3 protein-coding genes are annotated in these 2,340 nt (G+C 39.4%); all 3 read right to left on the bottom strand.

Going from position 1 to position 2,340, the window contains the following annotated elements; genetic code table 11:
• Nucleotides 1-472: 472 nt before the first annotated feature.
• Entirely contained in the window at nucleotides 473-1,054 is a 582-nt protein-coding gene (locus AB4496_RS22805; RefSeq protein ID WP_009845545.1) for a hypothetical protein, read from the bottom strand.
• Nucleotides 1,047-1,586 (bottom strand): YaeQ family protein, encoded by a 540-nt coding sequence (locus AB4496_RS22810; RefSeq protein ID WP_004731545.1) that lies wholly within the window; start codon nucleotides 1,584-1,586, stop codon nucleotides 1,047-1,049. The genes AB4496_RS22805 and AB4496_RS22810 overlap by 8 nt, the downstream gene beginning before the upstream one ends.
• A 127-nt stretch (nucleotides 1,587-1,713) precedes the next feature.
• Nucleotides 1,714-2,340 (bottom strand): hypothetical protein (locus tag AB4496_RS22815; protein WP_372132068.1); only part of this gene is annotated, 627 nt, incomplete at its 5' end.

Genomic DNA, 2,340 nt, shown 5'->3' on the forward strand with positions numbered 1-2,340 from the left:
CAACGTTAGTTGTATTTGCAGGTTTTTTATTATCATTTTATAAAAATCAGTGTACTTACCATCACAAGAGAAAATGCTTCTGCTCGTCACATAACTGATATTTCCATTTGAGAATAATTATCTGAAAAATATGCACTTTTTGAATAAATTGATAAGTTATAGTTGTAAAGTAACCTTGCCATATACGTAGCTTTAATTCGTCGTGTTATGAGAAGTATCATTATCACAACAAGACTTTGTTCGTCTCTAACGTATGGTTTTTGGGTTGCAATCGGATAAACAACAGTGCTGAAGCGCGGTATCTTGTGGGGGCTTTTTTGTGCTTGCAATGAAGTAAACTGCAATGACTGAGAATGTCGTCATTCTCTAAAGCGAGGAACGAGTGTAATAGGGAATCTCTGGCGGCTAAGCAGAATAAGTGCGCTCTATAAAAATATAGAGCGTATCTAGAGTCAGTCGCTGGTGGGAATGCTTAAGAAAGATTAAACAAACGCTTAAAGTGGTGAACAAAACCGGACGGCTTATTCTCAGCTTGATAGAGGTTTAAACCATCATAAAAACTGGCCATAAACTCTATGCGAATCTCATCATCACTGCTTCTCGATATGCGAGACAACAGAGTAGCGGCTACAGCGGCATGATCATTAGCAAGGCTGTAATCCATTCCTAGTCGTCCTTGAATGAACAACCACAAATGAGTGATTAACTTTAACTGCTGAGCGTTAGAATTTTGAAACTTGTCGCTGTGCTCAGTGCCCACTGTAGTATCGAATACATTTTGCATTGCCTCATTCGCTTCTTTATTGCTTTCAAAGCGATAGCTTGCATCGATATGTACCTTGGTTAACAGGCCAAGCAACGTCTGACGTGCAGAGTTGTCCGGCTTGTTCTCGCAAGCGTGTCTAAACAGAGCATGGTTTTCATCAATAAATGACTTTAACTCTTTTTCATAGCCAGTCGTCAGCGCTTTGACTGAATCGAGACCTGCGAGCTGCAAACACGCTTCGAGCTTAGTTTGGCGCTGAGGTTCAGTCTGAGTTTGGATCTCAGTCATTACTCTGTAGCTCTTCCCACGTTACTTCTGCAGATTGAGTGTCGCTGTTTACGAACGCAGAGTTACCCGACAGCATCACTGAAAGGTCCATAGTACGTTGTGTCATCGCTGCTAGTTGCTCAATACCATCGTTGTCTAGACGAACGATCTGAGCTTTCAGGTAACCGAATTTACCTTTGTTCTGTTCCCACCAAACATTCGATTTAGTGTTGAAGCTGAACACGCTCACAGACTTAGATAAGCGAGTCGCCTTCTTAACGCGTTCTGGATCGGGCTCACCAACATCAATCCACTCTAAGATTTGGTCATCTAACGACTTCTGCCATAAATCGGGTTCTTCAATGCTAGACAACCCTTTAGTGAATTCAAGTTCAGGAGATGCATTGATACAGAAAGCAATGATACGAGCCATCATGCGCTGTTCTGTTTCAGAAGGGTGTTGTGCAACCGTTAGATTAAAAGAGTCGTAATAGTCGCGATTCATATCGGTTAAAGAAATACGAAACTTATAGATTGTGGGTTTGAGAGCCATGTGCTGTAAGGGTTCCAATTGGATGGGGTGTACTATAGGTGTACCAATGAGTTTTTTGAAATCACAGCCTATAGATAAGTTGTGCCTAGTATAAACGAAGTAGAGCAGTTAGCTAGCAAGATGAGATTTAGTCAACCTTATCTTTAGGATACTGCTTCTTTAATAGTTGAATGCGGCGCTGTAAGTTTTCAATCGTACTTACGTTGTTGCTGTCTAAAGTTGGCACTGTTTTTAGGTCGTTTAAAAGTAAGTTGTAAAGGGCCAACTGAGCTAAGTCGTCTTTTAATTGCTTCAAGTTATTACTGACGGAAGTGTTGTACATTGATTTATGAAATTCTCCAAATTCAATGTCTTTTTGAGTTACTTTTTCAGTTGGGTATAGCGTTATAGATCTATCGAATAAATTAAGGGCTTTTTTGTTGATGTCCAACATTTCCTGGCTTGGTATACCATTTTTTTCTAGATAACGCTTTAAGCCATCTAGCAATATCGGGTAATCGTTAAGGATGAAATCTGTTTTTTGGGTATGTGATTTCACATTTTTATCTATCTCATCTATTTTATAATTTAGTAGCTTTAAGTAGTCCTCTCCGACTGAATTTATAGAAGCTGTAATGTTACTACCATCACCAAAAGCTGATAGTTCATAAGATTTAGCTAGGGAGAACATATCTGTCAGTTTGTGCTTTTCTGTGACAGCGTTTTTTATGGTGGCTGTCTCGAAAAACAAATGCTCTAGAAATCTATATTTTTC

This window comes from Vibrio sp. 10N.222.46.A1, assembly GCF_041473595.1.
Classification (GTDB): domain Bacteria; phylum Pseudomonadota; class Gammaproteobacteria; order Enterobacterales; family Vibrionaceae; genus Vibrio; species Vibrio tasmaniensis_A.